This window comes from Bacillota bacterium (genome assembly GCA_023511485.1).
In the GTDB taxonomy this organism is placed as follows: Bacteria; Actinomycetota; Aquicultoria; order Aquicultorales; family Aquicultoraceae; genus CADDYS01.
Map to the genome: position 1 here is coordinate 43,341 of JAIMBH010000003.1, position 25,547 is coordinate 68,887.

At 47.9% G+C, this 25,547-nt stretch carries 20 protein-coding genes; 18 read left to right on the plus strand and 2 right to left on the minus strand.

Annotated features, from left to right (window positions below; genetic code table 11):
• The first annotated feature begins 6 nt into the window (after positions 1 to 6).
• A complete protein-coding gene (locus K6T91_01725) occupies positions 7 to 564 on the plus strand; it encodes a TraR/DksA C4-type zinc finger protein (GenBank protein MCL6471517.1) in 558 nt (185 codons plus the stop codon).
• Here K6T91_01725 and K6T91_01730 read toward each other — a convergent pair.
• Both K6T91_01730 and K6T91_01735 read right to left on the minus strand, forming a co-directional pair.
• Positions 543 to 779 (minus strand): hypothetical protein, encoded by a 237-nt coding sequence (locus tag K6T91_01730; protein ID MCL6471518.1) that lies wholly within the window; start codon positions 777 to 779, stop codon positions 543 to 545. The two genes, K6T91_01725 and K6T91_01730, sit on opposite strands and share 22 nt — an antisense overlap.
• A 189-nt stretch (positions 780 to 968) precedes the next feature.
• A complete protein-coding gene (locus K6T91_01735) occupies positions 969 to 1,937 on the minus strand; it encodes a cation diffusion facilitator family transporter (GenBank protein MCL6471519.1) in 969 nt (322 codons plus the stop codon).
• Between the two features lie 240 nt (positions 1,938 to 2,177).
• On the opposite strand from K6T91_01735, the gene K6T91_01740 reads away from it, so the two are divergent.
• The 17 genes from K6T91_01740 (at position 2,178) to K6T91_01820 (ending at position 25,363) form a co-directional block, all read left to right on the plus strand.
• Positions 2,178 to 4,466, plus strand: a complete 2,289-nt coding sequence (locus tag K6T91_01740) for a DEAD/DEAH box helicase (protein ID MCL6471520.1) — start codon at positions 2,178 to 2,180, stop codon at positions 4,464 to 4,466.
• A gap of 90 nt (positions 4,467 to 4,556) precedes the next feature.
• Positions 4,557 to 5,042 (plus strand): TIGR00725 family protein, encoded by a 486-nt coding sequence (locus tag K6T91_01745; GenBank protein MCL6471521.1) that lies wholly within the window; start codon positions 4,557 to 4,559, stop codon positions 5,040 to 5,042.
• Positions 5,043 to 5,256: 214 nt separating this feature from the next.
• Positions 5,257 to 5,733 carry a hypothetical protein gene (locus K6T91_01750; protein ID MCL6471522.1) on the plus strand — a complete coding sequence of 159 codons (477 nt, stop codon included), beginning with the start codon at positions 5,257 to 5,259 and terminating at the stop codon, positions 5,731 to 5,733.
• Between the two features lie 361 nt (positions 5,734 to 6,094).
• Complete coding sequence (locus K6T91_01755) at positions 6,095 to 7,849, plus strand: diguanylate cyclase (GenBank protein MCL6471523.1); 1,755 nt, start codon at positions 6,095 to 6,097, stop codon at positions 7,847 to 7,849.
• Positions 7,850 to 7,994: 145 nt separating this feature from the next.
• Positions 7,995 to 8,447, plus strand: a complete 453-nt coding sequence (locus tag K6T91_01760) for an NUDIX hydrolase (protein ID MCL6471524.1) — start codon at positions 7,995 to 7,997, stop codon at positions 8,445 to 8,447.
• Positions 8,444 to 9,322, plus strand: coding sequence for a hypothetical protein (locus K6T91_01765; GenBank protein ID MCL6471525.1), 879 nt, complete (start codon positions 8,444 to 8,446; stop codon positions 9,320 to 9,322). Before K6T91_01760 ends, K6T91_01765 begins: the two co-directional genes overlap by 4 nt.
• Positions 9,323 to 9,448: 126 nt before the next feature.
• Positions 9,449 to 10,192 carry a sulfite exporter TauE/SafE family protein gene (locus K6T91_01770; GenBank protein MCL6471526.1) on the plus strand — a complete coding sequence of 248 codons (744 nt, stop codon included), beginning with the start codon at positions 9,449 to 9,451 and terminating at the stop codon, positions 10,190 to 10,192.
• Positions 10,193 to 10,347: 155 nt separating this feature from the next.
• Positions 10,348 to 11,682 (plus strand): histidine kinase, encoded by a 1,335-nt coding sequence (locus tag K6T91_01775; GenBank protein ID MCL6471527.1) that lies wholly within the window; start codon positions 10,348 to 10,350, stop codon positions 11,680 to 11,682.
• Positions 11,672 to 12,427: a response regulator gene (locus K6T91_01780; protein ID MCL6471528.1), complete on the plus strand. Its 756-nt coding sequence runs from the start codon at positions 11,672 to 11,674 to the stop codon at positions 12,425 to 12,427. The genes K6T91_01775 and K6T91_01780 overlap by 11 nt, the downstream gene beginning before the upstream one ends.
• A gap of 546 nt (positions 12,428 to 12,973) precedes the next feature.
• Positions 12,974 to 14,761 (plus strand): formate--tetrahydrofolate ligase, encoded by a 1,788-nt coding sequence (locus tag K6T91_01785; GenBank protein MCL6471529.1) that lies wholly within the window; start codon positions 12,974 to 12,976, stop codon positions 14,759 to 14,761.
• A gap of 106 nt (positions 14,762 to 14,867) precedes the next feature.
• Positions 14,868 to 16,817: an ASKHA domain-containing protein gene (locus K6T91_01790; GenBank protein MCL6471530.1), complete on the plus strand. Its 1,950-nt coding sequence runs from the start codon at positions 14,868 to 14,870 to the stop codon at positions 16,815 to 16,817.
• A gap of 191 nt (positions 16,818 to 17,008) precedes the next feature.
• Complete coding sequence (locus K6T91_01795; GenBank protein MCL6471531.1) at positions 17,009 to 17,770, plus strand: AAA family ATPase; 762 nt, start codon at positions 17,009 to 17,011, stop codon at positions 17,768 to 17,770.
• A gap of 26 nt (positions 17,771 to 17,796) precedes the next feature.
• A complete protein-coding gene (gene folD, locus K6T91_01800; protein ID MCL6471532.1) occupies positions 17,797 to 18,666 on the plus strand; it encodes a bifunctional methylenetetrahydrofolate dehydrogenase/methenyltetrahydrofolate cyclohydrolase FolD in 870 nt (289 codons plus the stop codon).
• A 95-nt stretch (positions 18,667 to 18,761) separates the two neighbouring features.
• Positions 18,762 to 19,709: an acetyl-CoA decarbonylase/synthase complex subunit delta gene (locus K6T91_01805; GenBank protein MCL6471533.1), complete on the plus strand. Its 948-nt coding sequence runs from the start codon at positions 18,762 to 18,764 to the stop codon at positions 19,707 to 19,709.
• A 65-nt stretch (positions 19,710 to 19,774) separates the two neighbouring features.
• Entirely contained in the window at positions 19,775 to 21,715 is a 1,941-nt protein-coding gene (gene cooS / locus K6T91_01810) for an anaerobic carbon-monoxide dehydrogenase catalytic subunit (GenBank protein MCL6471534.1), read from the plus strand.
• Positions 21,708 to 23,915 (plus strand): CO dehydrogenase/CO-methylating acetyl-CoA synthase complex subunit beta, encoded by a 2,208-nt coding sequence (gene cdhC / locus K6T91_01815; protein ID MCL6471535.1) that lies wholly within the window; start codon positions 21,708 to 21,710, stop codon positions 23,913 to 23,915. Before cooS ends, cdhC begins: the two co-directional genes overlap by 8 nt.
• 92 nt (positions 23,916 to 24,007) lie before the next feature.
• Positions 24,008 to 25,363, plus strand: a complete 1,356-nt coding sequence (locus tag K6T91_01820; protein ID MCL6471536.1) for an acetyl-CoA decarbonylase/synthase complex subunit gamma — start codon at positions 24,008 to 24,010, stop codon at positions 25,361 to 25,363.
• Positions 25,364 to 25,547: the final 184 nt, after the last annotated feature.

A 25,547-nucleotide genomic window follows, 5' to 3' on the forward strand; every position in this document is an offset into this window, starting at 1 on the left:
AGCTATATGTTAAATAACGTAGATATTAATGAAGTCGCAAAATTTCATGGGCATCTCTGCCCAGGGCTTGTTCTTGGATATCGTGCTGCTTTAGTGGCTTTAGAGTGGCTTGAAAACCACCGGGCAGAAGATGAGGAAGTTATCGCCATTGTTGAGAACCGAGCTTGCGGGATAGACGCCATCCAGTACATGCTGGGCACTACTGCGGGCAAGGGAAACTTCTTCATAAAGGACTACGGCAAACATGTGTATACAATCGCAAATAGAAATACAGGAAAAGCACTTCGCATCTCAACTAAGCCCAAGGAGCGCTTTTCTAAAGAAGGAGAGACTCGCGAAGAGAGGGTAAAGCGGCTTTTGGGTGCGCCAAAAGAAGACCTCTTTGATCTGCGTGAAGTTATGATAGAGCTTCCGCCAAGGGCACAAGTTTTGCAGTCAGTAGTCTGCGATAACTGCGGTGAGGCCGCGATGGAGACTAGAATTAGGTTGTTCCAAGGCAAAAAGCTCTGTATCCCCTGTTTTGAAGCGGAGAGCCCCGATATTCATTTTCTGAACGGTAAGTAAATTATTAAAAAGATAACAGCAATAGCGATGGCAAAAATACCCCCCGATAAGATGTTTGCGCTGGTTGCATTTGGCATGGATGCTGTAAGTCGGGTTACCGGCTCGCTAAGTATTAGGTAGAGTATTCCTAGTGGGACCACGACATAGATTAGCAAGAGTAAGAGTGCAAAAGAGACCCCGCCAAGCAGTTTAAAGAGACCCCTGGTTTTTCTCATTGCCTTTCCCTCCCCTAAAAGACCGACCGGCGTCATACTAAGTATAGTTTGCACCATTTTTCACTATCTTAAACATTAATTTTAGTAAACGGTCTAAAATAAAAATAAACGGCATAATTTAGGTGTTAAACGGTTTTACAAGCCTTGTTTACAAAGGCTTAGGCAAAATTTAACAATTAATCAGCTTCCTTAACGGGTTCTAAGCTCATAGGCTGGTCCGACGTGCACATCGGCGGTTGCTCCGGTTATCGTCTCGCTGATTTTTTTCTCAACCATATCGGCAATTGCATGTCCCTGTTCAACCGAAAGATTTTTGTCGACCAGAATATGCAGTGTGATCACTTTTCGCGCGCCGTAGTCGTGGACAAATATTGCATGTGCGCCTTTTACTCCCTTTACCGAGCGGGCGATAAAGCGTATGAGGTCGATAGTGTCTTCACTGGGCGCGCGGCCCAGCAAGAAGCTTGAGGCGTCACGGGCAATCCCGTAAGCGGTGTAAAGAATAAAGCCTACAACAGCAAGACCTGCTATGGCATCAAGACGGTTGAAGCCAAGAGCAACTCCACCAAGGCCGATGAGAACCACAATAGCTGAAAGGCTATCAACCCGCTGATTTGCCGAGTCGGCAACTAATATGCCGGCCTCAATGCGCCGGCCAAGGTCAATCGCGACACGGGCGAGGAACTCTTTTAAAAGAATGGTAAGAAAAAGGACCCCGATGGCATAGATATTTACGGCAATGGGAACCGGGTTAAACAACCGTGATATCGATTCTCTGGCGATCTCAAATGCGAGAATTACAAGTATTGTCGCAGTGACCAGAGTCGCGATCGACTCAAATCGCCCGTGCCCGTAGGGATGTTCGGGGTCGGGGGGCTGTTTTGCTACACGAAAACCGACAATAACAATACCAGATGCAAAGATATCTGAGAGGCTATGGATAGCCTCGGCTATTAAAGCGATACTTCCAATGAGATACCCTACAAGGAGTTTAGAAGTAAAGAGGATTATCTCTATAGCTGCACCAAGCATTCCCTCTAAGTAGCCGTAAGATGCGCGGACGTCGATATTTTGCACGTTCTCGTAATTTGGGACAAGACGCTTCAGTAGAAAAGAATCAAACCTTTCTATTAGCGATTCTGTGCGCCTGGGTCTCATAATTACACCTCGGTTTATATATAGCCAGAATAAAAGAAAAAGAAGCCGGGGTCGTAAAATAGCAGATAGCGGGTAGCAGATAGCACATAGAAGATAGCAGCAGAAGCGGTGAGCAGATTAAGGGCAAGTAGTACAAGTATACCTCTTGCCTCCTAGAGATAGATAAAGTTCAGTCTAACATCTACTTTCAAATTTCTACTCACTGGCTAGTAGGGTCTCGACCCTACTATAATGTGAGTCATGGGCGAAGTTGCAAGTTTTCTTAGATATATTAAAGATCAACCTGGCTACAGGGGACAAATAATTCATGAGCGAAAGCTGACTGCGAAATCTGCGTCTTTTGCCACTCCTAAACACGGGCTTTTAAGCGAGGCCGCGCAAAGGCTTTCTCTTGCAGGAATAAATGACCTTTACACCCATCAAGCCAGGGTATTTGATCTGGCAAAAGAGGGCAAGCATGTTCTTGTTGTAAGTGGGACGGCAAGCGGTAAAAGCCTTTGCTACAATCTTCCTGTTTTGGAAGAGATGTTAACCAACAAAAGAGCAAAGGCGCTTTACCTTTTTCCGACAAAGGCACTTGCGCAGGATCAGCTACGCGCGATTGGTGAGCTTGACTTTCCGGTTACAGTTTCGACCTACGATGGCGATACACCGCGTGAGGAGCGCAGCCGTATTCGCCGCCAAGCTTCAATTATTTTAAGCAACCCGGATATGCTGCACCAGGGAATTCTGCCCTTTCACAAGCACTGGGCAACTTTTCTCTTAAACTTAAAATATGTGGTGATCGACGAGGTACATGTTCTTCGGGGGGTCTTTGGCTCAAATGTAGCCCAGGTTATAAGGCGGCTTCGCCGCCTCTGTCATCATTATGGGAGCCATCCGCAATTTATTATGGCTTCAGCCACAATTGCAAATCCTGAAGAGCTTGCCAAGAGACTTACCGGTCTTGAAGTAGAGGTGGTAGCCGAGGATGGCGCTCCACAAGGCCCGAAGACCTGGGTATTCTGGAATCCACCTTTTATAGACGAGACTCAGGCTAAAAGAAAAAGTATAACCTGGGAGGTAACCTGGCTTTTGGGTGAGTTGTCCAAAGATTATTTCAGGACGATTGTTTTCAGCAAGTCGCGAAAACTTGCCGAGTTGGTATTAAGCTATGCAAGGCGAAATTTAAGCGACCGCCCCGATATTATCAAACGAATTGCTTCTTACCGGGCTGGCTACCTGCCTTCCCAACGGAGGGAGATCGAAAGCCGGCTCTTCTCGGGCGAGCTTTTAGCAGTATCGGCTACCAACGCGCTTGAGTTAGGCATCGATGTTGGCGCACTTGATGCAGCGATCATAAACGGTTTTCCTGGAACGATAGCTTCTACATGGCAGCAGGCTGGCCGGGCCGGACGAACTGTTGGCGAATCGCTTGCAGTATTGATTGCAGCCGATGACCCGCTTGACCAATATTATGTAAATCATCCGGAGTATTTCTTTGGACGAAACTTTGAAGAAGCGATAATCGATCTTGATAATCAGAAGATACTGGGCAAGCATTTGCGCTGCGCCGCCTTTGAAAAGCCGCTCTCAATTGATGACCGGTTTTTCTTCGGCGAAGGCTTTGAGGTGGCCGCCAACTCACTTATACAATCAGGAGATCTCAAAGAGCGAAAAGGGAAATGGTACCTTGCGCAGATGTGCTTCCCAGCCCAAGAGGTAAATATCCGCTCTGCCTCACAATCGACTTACGATATTGTGGATATAGAGACGGGCCAGCTTCTTGGAACAACTGAAGGCACGCGAGCCTTCTTTGAGATTTACCCTGGGGCGGTTTATCTACATCAGGGTGATCCGTATGCTGTTCAATCACTCGATATAAAAAATCGAGTGGCGCTTGTTAAAAAGACAGCTGATGAGTATTATACCGAGCCGCGAGAGGATACTGAGGTGCGCGTCCTCTCTGAGCTTGAGACGCGCGCGCTTGGAAGGACGCGACTTAATTTTGGCCAAGTCGAAGTAACGACTCACGTTGTTGCCTTCCAGAAGAAGGCACCCGACGGAAGAATCATTGGTATCGAAGAGCTAGATTTGCCCCCGGTGCGGTTCCAAACCGAGGCTATCTGGTATACCGTGCCCGATAAGGTCATCGTCAAACTCGGTCTTGATGAGCGCGAACTGGCTGGCGGAATTCATGCCGCCGAGCATGCCGGCATCGCAATGCTCCCTATGTTTGCAATGTGTGACCGCTGGGATATCGGCGGCGTCTCGACGCCGTTTCACCTGCACACCGGTGAGGCGACTATCTTTATATACGATGGTTTTGAAGGCGGTATTGGTATCGCTCGCCGTGGTTTCTGGGTCGCCGAAGAGCATTTAAGAAGGACCCTTGAGGTTATCGAGAGGTGTCCCTGCAAAGATGGTTGTCCATCTTGCATCCAGTCACCCAAGTGCGGCAACTGGAACGAGCCGTTGGATAAACGTGCTGCTATTGGGATACTTAAACAAATAGTGGGCAGTGGGAAGCAAGCAGCAGGCAGTAAATAGTGCTGCAGCTTATCAGTGCTCTCGTGCTGCAGATAAGAAATATTGAAATATTAGCTGGCAACTAGGTAACTATTAATCCGGAGGATTAACATGGCTATCTATATATCGGTTATAGGAGTTGGTGTAGAACGGGAGGACTTAAACCAGATAGCTTACGAAGTCGGCAGGCTTATTGCCAAGCGCGGGGCGATACTTGTTTGCGGTGGTCTAGGTGGCATTATGCACTCTGCGGCTTGTGGGGCAAAGGAGGCTGGTGGGGTTGCAGTCGGCATCCTTCCTGGCCCAGATAGAGTTGGCGCATCACCGTGTCTTAGCATCGCGATACCAACCGACATGGCGCACGCTAGAAATGCGATTGTTGTACGCTCCGGAGACGCGGTTATTGCAATCGGGGCGGGCTACGGGACGCTCTCTGAAATCGGACTTGCGCTTAAGATGGGAAAGCCTGTCATTGGCATGAGGACTTGGAGCCTGCATCGTGAAGGCAAAGAGGATGCCGGGATAGTCTACGCATCCACCGCAGAAGAAGCCGTTGATATTGCAATCAGGTTATCGACGCCAACTGCTAGCTATTAGACAAACAGCCTATATGAACATCCAGAAAAAACCAGAAAAATTCTTAGTCAAGAATCTATGGCAACTTAAAATTTTGCCGATAAAGAATTTAATTAAATTCGATACCGATCAAACGCTGGGAAAAGCATGTAAAACCGGCAAATTAAATCGAATTAGCCTTGTTGTATACGGGCGGTAGTGGTACGATCTCTTATAGAGCTAATGGGGGGCAAAAATGAGGACAAGCGTTGACTTACATAACTTCCTTCAATCTCGTGAAGTTCCGCACGAAATCAGCGTTGTAGAAATACCTGCTAAAACTGTTTCCATGGCGGCGGCAACGCTTGGGCTGGATGAATCAGAGATCGGCAAGACGCTAATAGTTCAAGCCGATGATAAAGCGGTTGTCGTTATGATTCCGGGTGACCGCAGGTTAGATACCCGCAAGCTTAAAAAAATTACCGGGGCGAGCAAGATAAAACTGGCCGATGCAGAAGAGCTGGTGAGCCTCACAGGGTACTTTCTTGGGAGTATCCCACCACTTGCACACGCAAATGAGATGCCTATCTATGTGGATCACCGGCTACTTGCCGTCCCACTGATCTACACGTGTGGTGGCCAGAACAACGCATTCTTAAAAATAAAGCCGACTGATCTTATTGCAGCCGGAAATGCTCAAATCGTCGATATTGCAGACGACGGGAGAGTGTAATAGTTGCTCTTTTAGGTCCTTCGACTTCGCTTACGCGAAGTTTGCTCTGAGCGAGTCAAAGGACCTAGGATGGCACCTCTTTCACCTTTTGGCCTTCTTTTAACCCTGGCCCTGGCCCTTGGACCCTATCCCGACCTTGGCACTTTGGCATGCCTAGACCCAAAGTTCTGCAGCACTGCAGCACCAACAAACTGCAGCACTGTTATTTAATCTTGTAGTTATGCCGTCTCATGTATTATTATAAAAAAGCCAATAGTTACCATCTTTTCCGTCGCATCGATCCTTTTTATTAATATGCTGGGTTGAAGCTGTTATTATGACCTTCTGCATAAGTAGCACGGAACATGGTCAGGAGCTAACAATGAGTATATTATCTGTGGCTGAGGGACAGTGCAAAGAGTGCTACTCTTGTATACGTGCGTGTCCGGTAAAAGCTATTAAAATGGCCAATGGCCAGATTGAGATATTAGATGAGCGCTGTATATACTGTGGCCGTTGCGTGCTGGCTTGCTCAAAGGGATCAGTTGAGCTTGACGGTGATTTCAAGCGCACCTTTGAACTTCTATCTTCAGATAAAAAGGTTGTTGCTGTTCTTGCTCCCGAGTATGCGGCTTCGTTCTACCCGATGACGACAGAGCAGCTTACCTATCTAATAGAGCGGGCCGGGTTTTACGGACATGAGGATACTGTGCTTGCCGAAGAGATGGTGGCGAGGCACTATCTACGTTATTTTGCAAGCAAAGATGAGTACCCAGTGATCAGGTCGACCTGTCCGGCTGCTACCATCTGGATTGAGAAATACTATCCCGAGCTGAACGAGCATCTAGCCCCGGTTATCACGCCTGCAGAAGCGCAGGCGCGGCTTGTAAAAAGTATATACGGAGCGGATGTAGCGGTTGTTTATGTCACGCCCTGTATTGCCGCAAAAAAAGAGGCTTTAACTTCCAGCGCGATCGATGCGGTTTTGACATTTAGTGAGTTTAAGAACCTGCTGACACTGCGGCTTGTCGGTTTTGAAGACGACCATGTGGTGAAGAAAAATCCCAGGCCGGAGATTAGAAGGAGATATTCTGTGCCGGGGGGATTTCCCCGTCCGACGATTGCTCAATATAATATGCTCGATCCGACTCTTATGGTCTTGCGGGGTGTAGATGATTTAGATGACCTTGAAGAAGCGGTTTTATCCGGCAAGCTTCAGGCTAAATTTATTGATTTATTGGTTTGTGACGGATGCATTGATGGGCCTGGGATAGATACAAGCCTCAGCATACACCTTCGCAAGAGCATTATAGATGACGTTTATAACAATCGGCTAGTCCATGCATCTAAACAGATAACCTTTGACCAGATTGAGCCATACCTGCCAAAGATCGATATGCAAAAGACGTTTACCAACAGAAAGGTAAAACTTGCTATGCCAAGCGAGGAGGCAATCCTCGAGATACTTGCTGAGGGGGAGAAGTTTTCCCGCGATGATGAACTTGATTGCGGTGCCTGTGGTTATAAGACCTGCCGCGAGCAGGCCATCGCAATTTATCAGGGTATTGCTGATTGGGACATGTGTTTTCCGTTCCGCCGGCAGGTTTACAACCGTATAATTAATGAGCTTAAGGAGACCGCTGTAACCGATGGTTTGACCGGTCTTTACAACCATAAAAGTTTTCTCGAGAGGCTCTCTGTTGAATTTAACAGGGCAGAACGGTACGGCCCAGCCCTTTCTCTTATGATGATTGATATTGATAAATTTAAAGAAATTAACGATACCTTTGGTCATGTCACAGGCGATTCGGTACTGAAAGCGATTGCAAGCACTTTAAAAAATAACACCCGCCAGTCCGATTTTGCTGCAAGATATGGCGGGGATGAGTTCGCACTGATCCTTCCGGAGACTAACTTAGATAAGGCCTATAAAGTTGGTGAGAAGCTCCGCCACACAGTTGAGTCCAACCCAATTGTACTCAATCCCGATATTGTAATCAGAGTGACATTGAGCATCGGGATTGCCTCTTACGATCCCTCAATGTCTGAACCGCTAGCTCTAATACAAAAGACCGACGAGGCGCTGTATAAAGCAAAACAGGGAGGCCGCAACCAGACGGCGGTATCGAGTATATAGCTGTTAGATGCCGGCCGCCAGTTTAAAGAAAAGGGAATAAAATGCTAAATGCTGATAGCTATCACATATAACCGGAAATTTAAAATTTTAAATTTCCGGTTATATCTATATGACTTACTAATTACTAATTATGCCGGTGGTTATCATGGCTCAAGCAAAGAAGCATATTAAGACCGAAACTGTAGTATCCTCAGGCGGCGTAGTTTTTCGCAAAGCGGACGGCAGAATTGAGGTGGCACTGACGGCCAGAGAGGATAATATATGGGTTCTGCCAAAGGGGTTGGTCGAGAAGGGTGAAAGTTTAGAGGAGGCCGCACTTCGCGAGGTAAACGAAGAGGCAGGTCTCACTGGTGAAATTATCGATAAAATTGGCAGAATCGATTACTGGTATTTTTGGCATCCCGACAGCACCCGCTATCACAAGTTTGTTTACTTCTATCTTATAAGGTGCATCGGTGGGGACATAACGAAACACGATTGGGAGGTAAGAGAAGTTCGGTGGTTTCCAATCGGTGAGGCGATAGAAAAGCTGGCATACAAAGACGAGAAAAAGGTTGTTGAAAAAGCAAAAGAAATGCTGGAGAAGCCCAAAAGATGAGCGAGAGCCTTCGTTTTACAGACATCCCGCGCATATTCGCCGAGAAGCCACTGGGCTTGGTTTTTATCCTCGGAGAACCAGATACAGGAAAGACGACTTTGTTTAAAGAATTAGCACGAGCATATCTCAAGGCTGGTCTGCGGGTTGGACTTATCGATTCCGATGTGGGTCAATCCGTGATAGGTCCTCCGACGGTAGTTGGCATGGTAATGGCCGAAGGTTCACTGCCGGATCTCTCGCATACGCAGGCTATTTATTTTGTAGGGAATAACAGCCCGGTCGGATTTACAGTTGAAGTAGTGGTTGGAAGCAAGCGCATGGTTGACAAAGCGGTTGAGATGCACGCTGATACAATAATTTTTAATAGCAGCGGACTTGTTGCTCCTCCTTATGGCACCGTCCTTAAATACAACAAATTCGAGCTTTTGCGTCCCCGCTACGTTATCGCGATTGAGAAAGAAGACGAACTCTCCCCCATCTTCTCCTTCCTTGTTAACTGTTGGGGCATAGAGGTGGTCCATACCCGGCCTGCGGAAGAGGCCCGAAAGCGATCGCCTGAAGAGAGGGCAAAATACCGGCAAAAAAAGTATCTTGAGTACTTTAAAAATGCGTCACTAAGAGAATTTGAGTTTGATAAGCTTTGCCTTTATCCAACAAATTTCCTGGATCGCAAGATGGACACGGACTTAACTGGGTTACTCGTAGGGCTGCAGGATGAGCGGTGGGATACGGTAGCTATTGGCATAATCGAGTCTGTCGATGCCAATTCGGTCGCTATATTTGCGCCTTATCCTGATAAGGTAGAGATCCGCGGATTGGTTGCAGGGCGCATAAGGCTATCAAGAGACGGTGTTGAGATGCGAGTTAGGCCTTAATGTGCTAATGTTCCAAAGCGCTAGGTTAAAGAATAAAAGAACATTGATGCCTCGGCACTTCTAGACCCGCGCCGCCAGACCCTATATTCTTTAAACATGAATTATATCGCACCAGTAATAATAGGATTGGTTGCCGGTTACCTCTCTGGGCATTTTGGTATCGGCGGCGGTTTCTTGATGCAGCCCGCTCTTCGCTTGTTATTGGGAATGCCTGCCCTAATATCGCTTGGCACTCCCATACCGGTTATTGTCTTATCCGGTATTACCGGTTCTTATAACTACTACCGTGGCGGCTACATCGACATAAAACTTGCCCCCTATCTATCTATCTCCGGCATTGCAGGCTCTGTTTTGGGGTCGCTTGCTACCGGGGTAATTAACGGAGACATTATCTTACTTATTACGGCGGTTGCACTTGCTGTAACGGCCCTCCGCTTTATCCTGAGCATTGAAAAATCTGCGCAGAACGTAAGTCCGCCTGCCAAAAGCAGCGGTAGAGGTGCGGTAGCGGCCTTGCTTACCGGCCTTATTGCCGGATTCTTAGCTGGATTCCTGGGTCTAGGCGGGGGCTTTTTGTTGGTGCCGGCGCTTTCTATTATCTTCAAGAAAGATATGAAAACATCGCTTGGCACATCGCTTCTGGTTATAATTGCCTATTCGATTCCCGCTGCCGCCACCCATTTTCTTCTTGGTCACGTAGACCTCCTTCTTGCGGCACTCTTGGCAGTTGGGATCATCCCGGGAGCTTATCTGGGTTCGAGGGTTGCTATCAGCCTTCCAGAAGCGCTTCTTCGCAAACTCTTTGGTATCTTCTTGCTACTTGTCTCTCTTTACTTTGCAGGATTTGAGATAAGCGTGCTGCTTAAGTAGAGCAATTAGCTTTCAGTTACTAGCTTTATATTTCTTCGTCTTTAAGCTAATAGCTGATTGCTAATTACGGCTGACTGCTAAAGGCTATTCAGCTATAATCATAGTCATCCCAAGTAAAAGCAAACAAAGCCCACACTGACGGTCTGGCGGCACTTATGAAAATTATGAAAAAGTGGGAAGATAATCATACAACCACCTTTTATTATTTTGTTGGCAGTCTTATCTTTGGCAGCATATCTGCCCTTGCAGTCGTTTATCTTAACGCATACTTGCTTAAAATGCCATCAAGTGCCCTGATATTTTTTCTTCTTGCTATTCCTTCGACAGCAACAGTTTTTGCGGCCCTTACTCTTTTCAGGTTTACCAGCGAGGCAGAGCATAATAAGGCCAAGCAATCACACCAGATGCTTGAGATAGCAAGAAAGACCCTTCCATATTTAAGAAAAGGGCTTAGTTTTGAGTCTGCCTCGGAGGTAGTAAAGATCATCCATAGCGAGGCAGATGCAATTGCGGTATCGATTACCGATAGAAAAACGGTTCTAGGCTTCCATGGCATAGGAGGCGACCATCATCTGGTTGGAAAGCCGATTCTAACGCGTGCTACCAAAGAAACCATTGAAACCAACACATCGCGTATCCTTGCCTCGAAAACTGAGATCGGCTGCCCGATGGTAAACTGCAGGCTGAAAGCCGCAATTGTCGTTCCCCTTGAGAAGAGAGGAAAAGCGGTAGGCACGCTCAAATTTTACTACGACAATCCAAAAAAGCTTACCGAGAGCAGAATCGCTGTGGCTGAAGGCCTGGCCCAGCTTCTTAGCACCCAAATAGAGCTCTCAGAGCTTGACCGGCAGGCGGAGATGCTTTACAAGGCGGAGTTAAGGGCACTTCAGGCGCAGATAAATCCGCATTTTTTATTTAATACATTAAATACGATTACGGCTTTTATTAGGACCGACCCCCAAAAGGCGCGCAAGCTTCTCGTGCAATTTGCTGACTTTTTCAGAAAGACGCTTGAGTGGAAGGATGGCTTTATCACGTTGGCTCAGGAACTGGATTATGTTTCTCTTTACCTTGTCCTTGAAAAGGCCAGGTTTGGCGATCGACTTGATATAGAATTTTACATCGATAACGATGCGCAAAGCTGCATTTTACCTGCTCTTACAGTTCAGCCGCTCGTTGAAAATGCGGTAAAACATGGTTTTTGTGAAGATCGCCCCCTTGAGATAAAGATTATTGCAAGGCTAAATGGCGATGACATGTATATTACAGTTGTCGATAATGGTTGCGGAATTTCTGAAGAAGAGCTAGACCAAGTGTTAAAATTTGGTTATGGTAAAGGTAGTGGCATAGGTTTAAGCAATATAAATGAAAGGCTGAAAAGTCTCTATGGTGAGGAATACCAGGTTAAACTTGAAAGCACCGAAGGTGCTGGAACCAGAGTGTATATAAAGATTCCGATCTCAAGGAGCAAGGAAGAAAATGACGCTTAAAACCTTAATAGTCGACGATGAGGCTCCGGCCCGTTTGGAATTAAGATATTTACTTGATAAGATACCGAATGTCCAGGTGATCGGCGAAGCTACCAATGCGACCGAGGCTATGGAACTTATCAAGGCGCTCAACTACGACCTTATATTTATGGATATCCAGATGCCTGGGCTATCCGGCCTTGAGGTGGTTGCAGCACTAAAGCAGCTGCCAAATATGCCGGCTGTTGTATTTGTTACCGCTTATAGCGAGCACGCAGTCAAGGCTTTTGAGCTGGATGCGGTGGATTACCTGGTAAAACCTATAGATGAGGATAGGCTGGCCCGTGCCGTCACCAAGGTTGAAAAACTCCTTAGCTCACAGCAGGCCATTACTTCTAAGCCGGAGCAGACTATCGAGAAGTCGCTGATTGATATAGATAGGATACCAGTTGAGAGTAGAGGCAAGACCTTGCTTCTTCCAATAAAAGATATAGTGTATATATCGAGCCGCAATGATATAGTATTTGTCCATACGGTAGATAGTACATATATCACCCGGTTTACTTTGAAAACTCTTGAGGAGCGTCTCCAGAGCAAGTCCTTCTTAAGGGTTCATCGTGGCTATATCGTAAATCTGCGTCACGTAATAGAGATCGTGCCGATGTATGGTCGCAGCTATGTGTTAAAGGTGCGGTGCAACCAGAACAACGAGATCCCGGTCAGCCGACGCAGGGGTCAGAAGCTGAAAGCTATGTTGGGCATATAGCCTTAAACCCCGCTATATATAGTGAAAAGTTATCAAGTTTAAGTGCCGTTTAGTGCTATTTTTTAAACGTTGACGGTTCTACCAAGACCGTTTACGTCTTTTAAGTTGCTGTAATTCTTTAAATAAGCTAAAAACTTAACAATAGGTATTAGCTACTACCGGTCCGTTTAATTAGCTTTGGATAGCATGGTTCATACAGCATAAACTGGCGGTTATATGTAGAATTCAGGAGCCAGAAGCCCGGAGCCAGAGGAAAAAGGCAAAAAAAAAATTCTTCTGGATTTTGACTCCTGACTCCTGAATTTTTTGTTATAAAGAGAGCCTTTCAAAAGGCTCAAGAGGCAGTAGTTATTAAAGTAACGAAACATATATAATAAGCCAAGAAGAAAGTCTGTTATTTTTATCTTGACGAGGAGTTTTGGCAAGGTAATATTGGTAATGACTTACAGTTGATGTAAAACCCAGTATTCCATCAACATTCAGCCGGTAGGCTGGAGTGTTTTAGTCTATAGTGATTGATATTTGCAAGGGTTACAAGGAGGTTTCATGGGAACTAAAACAACTTACGATCCTAGGTCAATGGATCCGACCAAGTATAAGGACTGGCAGATAGCTCAAGAGGCAATGAAATTTTTGCCGAGCCCCGATGAGTGGATTGACAAGCTTGGTATCGAGAAGGACGAGATGATTCCGCACGGCAGGACGCCTAAGCTTGATTTCATTAAGATCATGAATCGTCTGAAAGATAAGCCGGACGGCAAGTATATCGAGGTTACCGCTATCACGCCAACTCCACTTGGCGAGGGGAAAACAACTGTTTCCATGGGCCTTGTTCAGGGCTTTGGCTATTTAGGTAAAAATGTTGGTGGCGCTCTGCGCCAGCCCTCGGGCGGACCTACCATGAATGTTAAAGGAACCGCAGCTGGAGGCGGAAATGCACTCCTTATCCCGATGACCGAGTTCTCACTTGGCCTCACCGGCGACATAAACGATATTATGAACGCACACAATTTGGCTATGGTCGCTTTAACCTCCAGGATGCAGCACGAGGCCAATTATACCGATGAAGAGCTTGCAAAGAGAGGCCTGCGCCGCCTTGATATCGACCCGAAAAATGTTGAAATGGGCTGGATTATTGATTTTTGCGCACAGGCGCTACGAAAAATAGTTATCGGTTTAGGCGGCAAGAAAGACGGCTATCCGATGGAATCAAAATTCGGGATCGCCGTTTCTTCGGAGCTAATGGCGATTCTTGCCGTGTCTCGAGATCTTGCTGATATGCGTGAGCGCATTGGAAATATTACTGTGGCTTATGATAGGACTGGCAAACCGATTACAACCTCTGATCTGGATGTTGCTGGGGCCATGACCGCCTGGATGAGAAACACAATAAACCCGACGCTTTGCTATTCAGTTGAGGGTCAGCCGGTTCTTATCCATGCCGGTCCATTTGCTAACATTGCTATCGGTCAGAACTCGATCATTTCTGACCGTCTGGCTCTTAAACTATTCGATTACACCATCACCGAGTCCGGTTTTGCCGCCGATATCGGTTTTGAGAAGTTCTGGAATGTAAAGTGCCGTCTCTCCGGTAATATTCCAAACGTCTCGGTTATCGTTGCAACGATCAGGGCGCTTAAGATGCACGGTGGAGGCCCGGCGGTTGCTCCAGGACGCCCGCTTCCTGAGGAATATACTAAAGAGAACCTCGGTCTAGTTGAGAAGGGCTTTGAGAACTTGCGTCATATGATTGGTGTGGTCAAAAAATCCGGTATTGTGCCGGTCGTAGCAATAAACGCTTTCTACACCGACACTAAAGCTGAGCACGACCTTGTCAAGAAGCTCTGCGAGGAGATGGGTGTTCGCGCAGCGGTATCTCACCACTGGATGTATGGTGGCGAAGGTGCAGCAGACCTGGCAGAGACCGTTATGGATGCGGCAAACGAGCCGTCTAATTACAAGCCGCTCTATCCGCTTGAGATGCCACTAAGGGAACGCGTTGAGATGATAGCAAAAGAAGTCTATGGTGCCGACGGCGTGTCCTGGTCACCTGCCGCTGAGGCCAAAGCAAAGAGGTTCGAGTCTGACCCGCAGTTTGCGGATTATCAGACGATGATGGTAAAAACGCATCTATCGCTATCTCATGACCCCACACTTAAAGGGGTGCCGAAAGGCTGGACGCTTCCGATTCGCGATGTTTTGGTCTATAGCGGTGCTAAGTTCCTGTGCCCGATGGCAGGAGACATTAGCTTGATGCCGGGCACTGCATCCGACCCGGCATACCGCAGGATCGATGTCGATACGGCAACCGGTGAGGTGACAGGGCTCTTTTAGAAGCTTTAAAGCGTCAGCTGTCAGCGATCAGCTATCAGCTTTTTAATTGCTGATACCTGAAAGCTGATAGCTGACAGCTAAATACATAGAAAGATGGTTTGATCTAATGCCAAAGGTTCATTTCTATCCCGACAACAGGGTAGTGGAAGTAGAAAGTGGTGAAAATGTGCTCCGGGCAGCTATGCTGGCCGGCGTTCACGTTAATGCATCATGCGGCGGAAGCAGCACTTGCGGCAAGTGTCGAGTTATAGTCGAGCAGGGCTCGGTTGATGCGCGCCATACCGCAAAGCTATCAGATGCTGATATCGCCCAGGGCTACGTTTTAGCCTGTACCGCTACGGTTAAGGAAGACATCGAGGTCCGTATCCCGATCGAGTCCCAGATGGGTGACTCCAAGGCGGCCCTTGAGCGTGAGCTTGAAACCGTATCGAGTGCGGGATTTTTATCTGCAAAAAATCTTACCGATTTATTTGGTGAGTTTACGATAAACCCGGCAACGAGAAGATACTATGTAGAGATTACGCCGCCGAATCTTGAAGACAACATAAGCGACCTTGAAAGGCTTAGGCGCGAGCTTGCTCTGCAGTACGGAGTTCTTGATTTTAATATCGATATCTCGGTTTTAAGGCAGATGGGTTCACTATTGCGCGAAGCAGATTGGAAGGTCACTGCAACCATTCTCTCACCGGGTGGCGGTGAGTGCGACAGGTTAATTAAGCTGGACAAAGGAAATCGCTCAGACAAGCATTATGGGCTTGCCGTTGATATCGGGACAACGAGTATCTATGTCGAGCTGGTTGACCTTGCGACTGGTGAAACAAAGGCCAAGGCATCTGAATATAATGCGCAGGTAAGTGCGGGCGAGGATATCATAAGCCGAATTGTATACTCATTAAAGAAAGATGGTTTACAAAAGCTTCAAGAGCTTGTTGTTGGGACTATAAACAAGCTTATCGAGAGGGTAATTGAGAAGTCAGGTGTTGAACTTGAAGATATCGTCTACATGGTAGCCGCTGGCAATACCACGATGACGCACATCTTCTTAGGCATCTCACCCAAATATATCCGCGAGGAACCCTACATACCGACTGTAACTTTTACGCCTGTTATTGAGGCAACCGATTTGGGTCTAAAGATGCCGGCTGGTGCCCGAGTTTACACCGTGCCAAGCAAGGCAAGCTACGTCGGCGGCGATATTACCGCTGGGCTTCTTGCCTCAGGCGTATTTAAGACTGACAAATTGACACTTTATATAGATGTTGGAACAAATGGTGAGATGGCGCTCGGAAATGCCGATTGGCTCTTGAGCTGCTCGTGCTCTGCCGGCCCTGCATTTGAGGGTGGCTCCATCAAGCACGGAATGCGCGCTACCAAGGGTGCGATCGAGCAGGTTCGTATCAACCCTAAAACACTCGAGCCCATGATCCTGACCATCGGGCAGACAAAGCCAAAAGGAATCTGCGGCTCAGGGTTAATTGATGCGGTAGCCGAGCTTTTCTTGACCGGCATTATAAACGAGAAGGGCCGCTTTAACACTGAAATAAATCATCCCAGAATCAGAATCAGAGAGATTGACGGCCAGGCTGAGTACGTGCTCGCCTGGGCGTCTGATACAGCCATCAAGAAGGATATCGTTATTACAGAGGCCGACCTCGACAACCTGATTCGCACCAAGGGTGCGATTTACGCCGGCATCACGACTTTGCTTGAGTCAATGCAGATGCCGGTTGAGGCTATTGAGGAAATTCTAATCGCTGGTGGCTTTGGCCGCTATATAGAGATCGACCAGTCAATAACCATTGGTCTCTTGCCCGAGATCGAAAGCGAAAAGGTCATGTATGTCGGTAACGGGTCGCTTTTGGGTGCGCGTCTTATTCTTCTCTCAAGAGAAGCAAAAGATATTGCGGTCGATATTGCCCGAAAAATGACCTATATGGACTTGAGTACGAATTCCAGCTTTATGGATCACTATGTCTCGGCTCTTTTCTTGCCGCATACCAACCGTGACTCATTCCCATCAGTTATGAGGCGGATGAAGGCAAGCTTAAGCGCATAGAAGATAGTGAGAAGGTGAAAAAATCTAGATGCGCTAAAGTTCTAAGGTGCCAATATATTATCATATGTCTCATTATTAGGCTTTGGCACTGCAGCACATTGGCAGGTTAGCACAGAAAATAGGGTTAAAGCCCCTATATAAGTTAGCGTATAGAAATTATAAAGGGCTTTTTAGCCCGGGAGGTATACGAATTGAGTTTTACAATTGCCATAGCTGGCAAGGGTGGTACGGGGAAAACTACCATATCGAGCCTTATAATCAGAAATCTCTTAAAGCAGGGAAAAACCCCTGTCTTTGCAGTTGATGCAGATGCGAACGTCAACTTAAATGAGCAACTTGGGGTTGAGGTTGAAAAGACCATTGGTGAAGTCAGAGAAGATATGAAACAAAGAGTAAGCATTGAAGATATGCCTGCTGGCATGACTAAAGAGCAATACATGGAGTACGAACTGCAAGATTCTCTAATTGAATCCGAAGGTTTTGACCTTTTGGTTATGGGCCGCCCGGAAGGCCCAGGTTGCTACTGCTATGCGAACAACTTGCTTCGTCGCTACATGGAGGTATTGGCGAAGAATTACCCATATGTTGTAATAGATAATGAAGCGGGAATGGAGCATTTAAGCAGAAGGACAACTCAAAAGATCGATCTTCTACTTGTAGTATCTGAGCCCAATCCCATCAGTATCATGACTGCAGCAAGAATTCGGGATCTTGCTTGGGATTTAAAGATCGATGTGAGAAAGGTCGGTCTGGTTATCAATCGTGTAAATGGAGAGCTGCCCGAAGTCCTTAAAAGCGAAGCGGAAAAATACGGCCTTGAGTTAGCCGGTGTTGTACCGGCCGATAACACTGTTGTTGATTTTAGCTGGCAACGGAAACCCGCTATCTTGATGCCGGACGATGCTCCTTCGGTAAAGGCCGTCAATGAAATGATCATTAAGTATGTAGCCTAACAAATAGGACAAGGAGGAATGTGCAATTGGCAGGTAGTTTAATCGATGGGAAGGAAATATCCTCCCAGATAAAGGCTGAGCTTGCTCAAGAGGTTGCAAAACTGCAAAAGACAAGCAATATAACACCCGGTTTGGCGGTTGTTTTGGTTGGTGAAGATCCGGCTTCTAAAGTTTACGTTGGGCAAAAGGAAAAGGCCTGCGCTGAGCTAGGGATATTTTCGCAAAAGCACACTCTACCCGCTGAGGTGAGCGAAGAAGAGCTGCTTGGTTTAGTAAGAAATCTTAATGATGACCCGGATATAGATGGCGTTTTGGTCCAGCTACCGCTGCCAAGCCACATTAATGAGAATAGGGTCATTGAGACGATCGCTCCGGAGAAGGATGTTGACGGCTTCCATCCGGTAAGCGTTGGCAAGATGGTCATCGGTCTTCCAGGCTTTAGGCCATGTACTCCAGCCGGTATAATGGAGCTTATCAAGAGGACCGGAGTAGAGCTTGCTGGCAAAGAAGCTGTCGTAGTCGGAAGGAGCAATATCGTCGGCAAGCCGATTGCACTAATGCTTTTGGCGGAGAGCGCTACAGTTACCATTGCACATTCCAAAACCAGGGACCTTGCAGAAGTAACAAGGAGAGCTGACGTTTTGGTTGTTGCAACTGGCAGACCGAACACGGTTACTGCTGATATGGTAAAAGATGGCGTTGTTGTCATCGATGTTGGAGTAAACCGCTTGGATAGTGGAAAACTTGTCGGGGATGTCGACTTCGACGGCGTAAGGGAGAAAGCATCGGCTATCACACCGGTTCCGGGCGGTGTTGGGCCGATGACAATTGCAATGCTTATGTATAATACCGTGCAATCCGCAAAAAAGAGGGCGGGTATTGCGGTTCAAGTTTAAGGGTCCAGGGACCTGGGTCCCGGGACCGGGGAATTGAATAACCTTAGGCAATGTAATTATTGGACCAAATGCTAGCAGCTAAAGGAGGAATATGAATGGCCTTTCAAGCGCCGACTGAGCAATATAGCGGGAAGATTAGAGAAGTTACAATCGGTGTCGGTGACAACCAAGTTGTAGCCGGCGGTCAGAATACGCTTAACTTTTATAATTTCGAGGGCAGCATGCCCCGTCGTCCACTGATTGCAATGGAAGTGTATGATACCGAGCCGCAGGAGTGGGCGGTTGCCTTAAAAGATGTGCTTGGCGATGTTTGGAGCGACCCGGTAGCCTGGGCCAAAAAGTGCCAGGACGAATTTGGCGCAGACCTTATCTGCCTGCAACTTGCAAGCACCGACCCTAACGGCGCAGACAAGAGTGCTGATGAGGCGGCAGAGACCGTAAAAGCGGTACTCGATGCCATCTCTATCCCGCTAATTGTTTACGGGAGCGGAAACGCAGACAAAGATAGTGAGGTTTTAAAGAAAGTGGCTGAGGTTGCCCAGGGTCAAAATATTGTCATCGGTCCGGCTGTTGAGGATAACTATAAGAGCGTTGCAGCTGCAGCAATGGGCTTTAACCAGGTTGTAGCCGGTGAGACCCCAATCGATGTCAACATGGCAAAGCAGCTAAACATTCTTATAACAAACCTTGGCCTTAATGCTGAGAAGATTCTTATCGACCCAGCGGTAGGTGCTCTTGGCTACGGTCTTGAGTATGCCTACTCGGTTATCGAGAGAGATAGGCTTGCTGCCCTGCAGCAAAACGATGCGATGATGCAGATGCCGATCATCGCCAACATGGGCAAAGAGGTCTGGAAGACCAAAGAGGCCAAGATTAGCCAGGAGGAGGCCCCAGAGTGGGGAGACCCAGCAAAAAGAGGCATCCTCTGGGAGACAATTACCGCGGTAAGCCTGCTTGTAGCAGGAGCAGATATCCTCATTATGAGGCATCCTGAATCGGTTAGGCTTGTTAAGCAGACCTTATCCGAATTCGGCGTGAATTAATGTAGGGGACGATGTGGCCGGTCGAAATCGGCCTCAAGATCACTAGATCGAACGAAGGAGAGATTATGGCAGAGGAGAGAAAGAGAAGTATCGACCCGGCAGCGTTGGAGATGCTTGCGCGGGCTGAAGGTATCTCTACCATGTTTAGCCGGGCTGATGAGATGAAGCCCTGCAATTTTGGCGTTGAGGGGAGCTGCTGCCGCGTATGCGCCATGGGTCCTTGCCGTTTGGGAACTACCAAGGATGGTAAAGAGAAACGGGGGGTTTGCGGAGCAACCCTTGCAACGGTTACCGCACGCAACTTTGCCCGCCAGGTCGCGGTTGGCTCGGCATCACACTCCGACCACGGAAGAAGCGTCGCGAAGACGTTCCTCGCGGCAGCCAAAGGCGAGGCACCGGGCTATAAGATCAAAGACATAGATAAACTGTATCAAGTAGCTGAATTCATGGGAGTTCAAACTGAAGGCAGGTCCATTCAAGAAATTGCCATCGATGTTGGCGAAAAAGCTCTCAACGAGTTTGGCAAGCAAGATGATGAACCGCTAATGTTTGTAAAATATGCTCCCAAGAAGCGCCAGGAGATCTGGGAGAAATACAACGTCTTCCCACGCGGGGTCGACCGTGAAGTTGTTGAGTTAATGCATAGCTCGCATGCCGGAAACGACCAGGATGCTGAGCATATAACGACTCACCTGGTGCGGGCATGTCTGGCCGATGGCTGGGGCGGCTCGATGCTGGCAACCCACCTGCAAGATATCATGTTCGGCACACCGAAGCCTCTAACAGCGGAGGCAAACTTAGGTGTTTTAAAAGAAGATGAGGTAAATATCATTGTTCATGGACACGAGCCGCTTCTTTCCGAGAAAATTGTTGATGCGGCAACCGATCCTGAGATGATAAAATACGCCGAGTCAAAAGGCGCCAAAGGAATCAACCTCGGTGGTATTTGCTGCACCGCAAACGAGGTTCTGATGCGCCGAGGCGTTAATCCGGCCGGAAACGTATTGCAGGCAGAGCTTGCTATCGAGACCGGCGTAGTAGATGCAATGGTTGTCGATGTGCAGTGCGTCTTCCAGGGCTTAGAGGCTGCTGCGGCAAGGCATCATACCAAGCTCATTACAACAAATGAGCGCATGAGGATTACCGGTGCTACGCATATGCAGTTTGAGGAACACAATGCGGAAGAAAATGCCCGCAGCATCATTAAAATGGCGGTTGACAACTTTGCAAATCGCAAGGGTGAGATACACATTCCGAAATACAAAAACCCGCTTGTTGCTGGATTTAGCCATGAGTACATCCGCTATATGCTGGGTGGCAAGTTCCGCGCATCATTTAGACCTTTGAATGATGCAATAATTTCCGGACGCATCCAGGGTGCAGCAGCAATTGTTGGCTGTAATAATCCAAGGACAGTACATGATGAAAATATCATGTACCTGGTCAAAGAGTTCATTAAAAATGATGTGTTGGTAGTTATGACCGGTTGCGCCGGAATTGCTGCTGGAAAGCACGGCTACATGCAGCCTGAGATGATGGAGGAAGCCGGACCAGGGCTTAGGGAAATTTGTGAGGCCGTTGGTATCCCACCTGTCCTACACCTTGGTTCATGCGTTGATAACTCAAGAGTTCTAACCATTCTTACTGAGATTGTAAATGAAGGCGGTCTTGGTGAAGACATAAGCGACCTGCCGGCAATTGGCCTTGCCCCAGAGTGGTATTCCGAGAAGGCCTTGACGATAGCAGTTTATGCGGTTGCGAGCGGCGCAACAGTTATTTTTGGAGGCGTCGGCTCACCGGTAGGCGCAAGCAAAGAGACTACACGGCTGATTACCGAAGGCTACGAGGAGAAGTTTGGTGCAGGGTTCTACTTTATCAAGGACAAAGAGGAGATCTTTAAGGCGTCTATGGAGCACATCCAGAAGAAGAGAAAGGCTTTAGGCATCGATACGCAGCAAGAAAGAGTCCTCTTCGATATGGAAATGAGGAGGGAGTTAAGTGTCTAAGATCATTGCAACAGCTGCCATCAGGGGCGCACACGAGACGGTTAACCTGGCCGAAGCCAAGGTTAGAGAGGCAATTGATACCAAAGGGCCAAACCAAGAAGTTGCGTTTCCAAACACCGGATACTTTCTGCCAGTTATCTATGGCCTAACTGGAGAAAAAGTAGAGAAAGTCTCCGATATGGAGAAAATCATAAAGATAGCAAAGGACCTGCTCCCTGAAGAGCCGGCGGATAAGCTATGGCTGCCGTATTTAGGCAACACGCTTGATGCTGGTATAGCAACGCTATTTGGCGCAGAGATAATTATGGCTCTTCGTTATGCAGGCATTGGCGACCCACCGGTAACCGATCTATACCTCGGTGCGGCAGACGATGTTATCATGCGCGCCCGCGGCGTTGAGTTTGTAGACGGCTCCGCACCTGGCTTTGCCGCAGTTGTCGGAGCAGCACCTACAAACGAGGAGGCAGTTGCCCTTGCCCGCGAGCTTCAGGGTAAAAACCTTTACGTCTTTATGGCAGGCTCAACTGACGGCAAGTGCATTGCCGACCAGCTTGCTGAAGAAGGCGTGCAGCTTGGCTGGGAAACAAGGCTTGTCCCATTTGACCCGCATGTCTACGGCCAGATCTATTCGCTTGGTTTTGCAACGAGAGCCGCGATGTCATTTGGCGGTGTTCAGCCAGGCGACTACTCTCGTATCTTAAGATACAACAAGAATCGCGTGTTCGCCTTTGTCATCGCGCTTGGTGAGGTTGACCCAATTAAGTACGCGGCGGCCGCCGGCGCCATTAACTACGGCTTCCCGGCAATTGCAAACACCGATATTCCGCAGATCTTGCCGACCGGTGTTTGCACGTATGAGCATGTGGTCTCAAATATTCCGATTGACAAAATTGCTCAGAAGGCAATTGAGGTCCGTGGTCTTAAGATCAAAGTCGATAAAATCGATATCCCAGTCGCCTATAGCCCGGCATTTGAGGGCGAGCGTATTCGCAAAGACGATCTCTATATTGAATTTGGTGGCTCGAAGACAGACTGCTTTGAGTTTCTCTCAATGAAGGATATGGAAGAGGTCGAGGACGGCAAGATTGAAGTCATTGGACCGCAAATCGCCGACATGCCGGAGAAATCAAGGCTGCCGCTTGCAGTCATCGTTGAGGTGGCAGGACGCAAGATGCAAAAAGACTTCGAGCCGATTCTTGAGAGGCAGCTTCACCATATGGTAAACGGAGCCGAAGGCGTCATGCATATCGGACAGAGAGACACCGCGTGGATCCGCATTGGAAAGAAAGCTGTTGAGAAGGGCTTCTCGCTTGCCGATTTCGGAAAGATCTTCCACGCCAAATTAATGTCGGATTTCCCGGCGATTGTTGATAAGGTTCAGGTAAAGATAATTACCGATCAGGATAAGGTAACTGAGCTCATGCCAGAGGCAAGAGCAGCTTACGCAGAGCGTGATGAGCGTGTAGCAGGACTAACTGACAATTCAGTCGATGTCTTCTACTCCTGCACGCTTTGCCAGTCGTTTGCGCCGAAGCATGTCTGTATCATCTCGCCGCAGAGGCTTGGACTTTGCGGAGCCTATAACTGGCTTGATGGCAAAGCGTCTTATGAGATCAATCCTACTGGCCCAAACCAGCCGGTCGAAAAAGGCGCGCTCCTTAGCGAAGAAAAAGGCGAGTGGCAGGGTATTAATGAGTATCTTGCCAAGGCTACGCAGGGCAATGTCGAGAGGCTATTTGCCTATAGTATCATGGAGAACCCGATGACCTCCTGCGGATGCTTTGAGGCAATTGTTGCTCACCTGCCGCTAATGGACATGGAGACCGGGGACATTAGGAGCGGATTCATGGTTGTAAACCGCGATTATGCGGGCATGACGCCGTTTGGAATGCCGTTCTCAACAATGGCTGGTCTTGTTGGCGGAGGTGTCCAGACCCCAGGCTTGATGGGAATCGGAAAATACTATGTTACAAGTGAGAAATTCGTCTCTGCAGACGGCGGATTTGCCCGGCTTGTCTGGTTGCCAAAAGATATGAAAGAGCAGCTCAGGCCGCTTCTTGAGAAACAATGTGAGAGAATAGGCGACCCAGACTTTATTGATAAAATTGGAGACGAGACGGTTGCAACAACAATGGAAGAGCTAGCAGTATTCTTAAAGAGCGTAAACCATCCAGCTATGCAGATGGATCCGCTGATGTAATATAATTAAGTTACTCCGTGCTGCTGTGCGGCCGTGCTACAGAAAAAAGTTCCTAGCAGCTCAGAGCACAGAGCTAATTTGGAGGTGTTAATGTGGCTTTAACAGGCTTAGATATTTTCAAGCAATTACCTAAGACAAACTGTGGCAAATGCGGGGTGCCAACATGCCTAGCATTTGCCATGAAACTTGCCGCTGGCGGAGCAACACTTGATGCTTGCCCGGATGTTACAGATGAGGCAAAAGCCGCTTTGTCATCTGCTTCGGCTCCTCCGATGAGGGGAGTTACCATCGGAACCGGTGAGAGCGCGATAAAAGTTGGTGAGGAGCTAGTGCTTTTCCGCCATGAGAAAACGTTCTTTAACGCACCGGGCTTTGCCCTGCTCATCGATGATACAATGGATGAGGGTGAGGCCATGGCCAAAATCTCGGCGCTGGCAAGTACCCAGTGGGAGCGTGTTGGGCAGGTTCTGAAGGCAAATCTTGTAGCCGTTAAAAATGCATCCGGTGATGCGGCGAAGTTTGCCAGCCTTGTAACCAAGGTGCAGGCAGCAACTGATCTTCCGCTTATTTTAATGGCCCAGGATGCCGGGGCGATGGAAAAGGCGCTTGAGGTTGCCGGTGCGTCCAAGCCGCTTATCTATGCGGCAACCGAGGAGAATGCTGATGCTTTTGCCGAGCTAGCTAAGAAGTATCAGGCTCCACTTGCTGTTAAGGCTTCGTCTCTTGATGCTCTAGGTGAGCTTACGACTAAGTTAGATGCGGCAGGTGTTAAGGACCTTGTTATCGATCCGGGCACCCGTACGCTTAAAGAGACGTTTGAGAACCTTATTTACTTAAGAAGGGCGGCGCTTAAGAAGAAACTTCGCCCATATGGTTATCCAACGATCACCGTACCGGCGGAAGAGACAGAGGACGACATGATGGAGGCGGTACACGCAGCGGTCTACGTCATGAAGTACGGTGGCCTTATCGTCATGCGCGACCTATCTGCCGAGAAGGCCTATCCGCTTTTCGTGTTGAGGCAGAACATATACACCGACCCACAGAGGCCGATGCAGGTCGAACAAGGGTTCTATCCGGTTAACTCACCAGATGAAAACTCGCCGGTTCTTGTTACAACGAATTTCTCGCTTACCTACTTTATCCTCTCCTCAGAAGTTGAAGGGAGCAAGCAACCGGCCTGGCTTGGTGTAGTTGATGTTGAGGGATTATCAGTGCTTACTGCTTGGGCAGCCGGAAAGTTTGTGCCTGAGCGCATTGCTGCATTTATTAAAAAGAGCGACATTGAGCAGAAGGTAAAGCACCGTGAGGTTGTTATCCCGGGCTATGTCGCGCAGCTATCTGGCGAGCTAGAGGATGAACTGGGAGACTGGAAAGTAACGGTTGGCCCACGCGAAGCAAGCGATGTCGCAAGCTTCCTCAAAAATTACCAGCCAGTTGGTGTTTAGAAACCAAAGCCATATATGTTGGTCTATAGTTTTACAATATCTGAAGCTCCGTTTTAGGGTCTAGATATGCCAAAGTGCCAATGTCTTTATTTATTGACCTTGGCACTGTAGCACGTTGGAACATTGGCACTAAAAGCGCTCTATAGAGCTTAGCTACTTTAAACTATAAACCATAAATGCTAAA

What these genes read in the sequence shown, in the direction of transcription:
- K6T91_01725 (MCL6471517.1), top strand. Translation starts at nt 7, where the DNA reads ATGTTAAATAACGTAGATATTAATGAAGTCGCAAAATTTCATGGGCAT.
- K6T91_01730 (MCL6471518.1), bottom strand. Translation starts at nt 779, where the DNA reads ATGAGAAAAACCAGGGGTCTCTTTAAACTGCTTGGCGGGGTCTCTTTT.
- K6T91_01735 (MCL6471519.1), bottom strand. Translation starts at nt 1,937, where the DNA reads ATGAGACCCAGGCGCACAGAATCGCTAATAGAAAGGTTTGATTCTTTT.
- K6T91_01740 (MCL6471520.1), top strand. Translation starts at nt 2,178, where the DNA reads ATGGGCGAAGTTGCAAGTTTTCTTAGATATATTAAAGATCAACCTGGC.
- K6T91_01745 (MCL6471521.1), top strand. Translation starts at nt 4,557, where the DNA reads ATGGCTATCTATATATCGGTTATAGGAGTTGGTGTAGAACGGGAGGAC.
- K6T91_01750 (MCL6471522.1), top strand. Translation starts at nt 5,257, where the DNA reads ATGAGGACAAGCGTTGACTTACATAACTTCCTTCAATCTCGTGAAGTT.
- K6T91_01755 (MCL6471523.1), top strand. Translation starts at nt 6,095, where the DNA reads ATGAGTATATTATCTGTGGCTGAGGGACAGTGCAAAGAGTGCTACTCT.
- K6T91_01760 (MCL6471524.1), top strand. Translation starts at nt 7,995, where the DNA reads ATGGCTCAAGCAAAGAAGCATATTAAGACCGAAACTGTAGTATCCTCA.
- K6T91_01765 (MCL6471525.1), top strand. Translation starts at nt 8,444, where the DNA reads ATGAGCGAGAGCCTTCGTTTTACAGACATCCCGCGCATATTCGCCGAG.
- K6T91_01775 (MCL6471527.1), top strand. Translation starts at nt 10,348, where the DNA reads ATGAAAATTATGAAAAAGTGGGAAGATAATCATACAACCACCTTTTAT.
- K6T91_01780 (MCL6471528.1), top strand. Translation starts at nt 11,672, where the DNA reads ATGACGCTTAAAACCTTAATAGTCGACGATGAGGCTCCGGCCCGTTTG.
- K6T91_01785 (MCL6471529.1), top strand. Translation starts at nt 12,974, where the DNA reads ATGGGAACTAAAACAACTTACGATCCTAGGTCAATGGATCCGACCAAG.
- K6T91_01790 (MCL6471530.1), top strand. Translation starts at nt 14,868, where the DNA reads ATGCCAAAGGTTCATTTCTATCCCGACAACAGGGTAGTGGAAGTAGAA.
- K6T91_01805 (MCL6471533.1), top strand. Translation starts at nt 18,762, where the DNA reads ATGGCCTTTCAAGCGCCGACTGAGCAATATAGCGGGAAGATTAGAGAA.
- cooS (MCL6471534.1), top strand. Translation starts at nt 19,775, where the DNA reads ATGGCAGAGGAGAGAAAGAGAAGTATCGACCCGGCAGCGTTGGAGATG.